Source organism: Croceibacterium ferulae, assembly GCF_003660445.1.
Classification (GTDB): domain Bacteria; phylum Pseudomonadota; class Alphaproteobacteria; order Sphingomonadales; family Sphingomonadaceae; genus Croceibacterium; species Croceibacterium ferulae.
Window position 1 is genome coordinate 1 of the sequence record NZ_QZVQ01000032.1, and the last position, 1,618, is coordinate 1,618.

A 1,618-nucleotide genomic window follows, 5' to 3' on the forward strand; every position below is an offset into this window, starting at 1 on the left:
TACAAACCGTTGGGATCGACGCCGAGATCCGAGGCCTCAAACGCGCTGAGCTGGGCTTGAAGGTCGGGTATGCTGTCACCGGTGTCGACGATACGGGCGGCGGCGAACGCGAAGTTGTTGCCCCCGAGCAGCGACGGGGTGGTGGGCACGCCGAACAGGTCCAGCGATAGAAGATCAGGGTAATTGAAGCCGTTGGTAAAGCGGTTCTGGTGATAGCCGAGTGCTGGGTCGGGCATCGCACCATCGGTGGCAATGTAGTAATTGCCAGCATCTACGAGGCTGTCGCCAAACACCGTAATGGACGTGAACTGCTCCGTTTCGCGGTTCGCCCGAGCAGGAGTGGCCGTCGCCACGCTGAGTATCGCAACCGCAAACATCCACGACTTAGCCACTAATCAACTCTCCCCAGTCTTGGTCTTACGTTTAAAAGTCGCGAGGTGGAGCGTACGCCGCTCGTACCTAGATCGACAGGCCGCACTGCCGAAGTTGACCAATCGCTCGTGAGTGCCGCCGCGACATACCCGACCTGAGCCCCGCAACTTTCAGGCGGAGGTGATGTTCCCTGTTTGTGGGACGAGAGCCTCAGGCGGCCAGCAGTGCTTCTGCCTTGTCGCGAAGCGCATAGCCACGGCCCCATACCGTCTCGATGTAGTCCTCGCCACAAGCGGTCGTCAGCTTCTTGCGCAGCTTGCAGATGAATACGTCAATGATCTTCAGGTCGGGCTCGTCGATGCCGCCATACAGGTGGTTAAGGAACATATCCTTTGTCAGCGTGGAGCCTTTGCGCAGGGACAGGAGCTCCAGAATTGCATATTCCTTGCCGGTCAGGTGAATACGCACACCGTCGGCCTCTACCGTCTTGCCGTCAAGGTTCACCGCCAGTTTGCCGGTGTGGATGATGGACTGGCTGTGTCCCTTGGAACGGCGCACCACGGCATGGATGCGGGCGATTAACTCGCCATGGTGGAACGGCTTGGTGACGTAATCGTCTGCGCCGAAGCCAAATGAACGAACCTTGCTGTCCATCTCGGAAATGCCCGACAGGATCAACACCGGAGTCTGCACCTTGGCAACGCGTAGCTTCTTCAGCACGTCGTAGCCGTGCATGTCCGGCAGGTTCAGATCCAGCAGGATGATGTCGTAATCATACAGCTTGCCTAGATCGAGGCCGTCCTCGCCAAGATCGGTGGCATCGACAGTGAAGCTCTGGGCGGTGAGCATCAGCTCGATCGCCTTGGCGGTGGTCGGCTCGTCCTCGATCAGCAGCACGCGCATTTGGCAGCCCCTATCATCTATTCTGAAGTCGGTGTCGCAGGGCTAGATGTTGCTTTGCGCACCACCAATTCTCAACAAAAAAGGTAAATGGTACGTACTGGTACGAAGATCCGATCTAAGCGACCAACCGCTGGAACTCACCATCGGAGATGGCGTCTTCGGTACCGCAATTACGCTATTAGAACGATCCCGAGGTGGTCCTTCGAAGTGCCCTCTCTTTGCGGCGCTCGAAGCTGGTATTCAGGCGCAGCGCAGCAACGGGGTGGAGGACGCCTGAGGCCGCACACCGACTGACACATGGGCAATGCTGCCCGGCTCTGCCATGTGCGAGCGCAGTAGCGGC

The 1,618-nt window shown here is 58.5% G+C and carries 2 protein-coding genes; both read right to left on the reverse strand.

What is annotated here, in order from left to right; translation table 11 throughout:
• Positions 1–353, reverse strand: a 353-nt coding sequence (locus D5S08_RS16260; protein ID WP_338323011.1) for an SGNH/GDSL hydrolase family protein, incomplete at its 3' end; no start/stop codon positions are given.
• Between the two features lie 229 nt (positions 354–582).
• Positions 583–1,275 carry a response regulator transcription factor CtrA gene (ctrA, locus tag D5S08_RS16265; RefSeq protein ID WP_121120230.1) on the reverse strand — a complete coding sequence of 231 codons (693 nt, stop codon included), beginning with the start codon at positions 1,273–1,275 and terminating at the stop codon, positions 583–585.
• Between the last annotated feature and the right edge of the window lie 343 nt (positions 1,276–1,618).

Bases quoted from the DNA above. Each gene is read 5' to 3' on its own strand.
- ctrA (WP_121120230.1), bottom strand. From the start codon at position 1,275: ATGCGCGTGCTGCTGATCGAGGACGAGCCGACCACCGCCAAGGCGATC.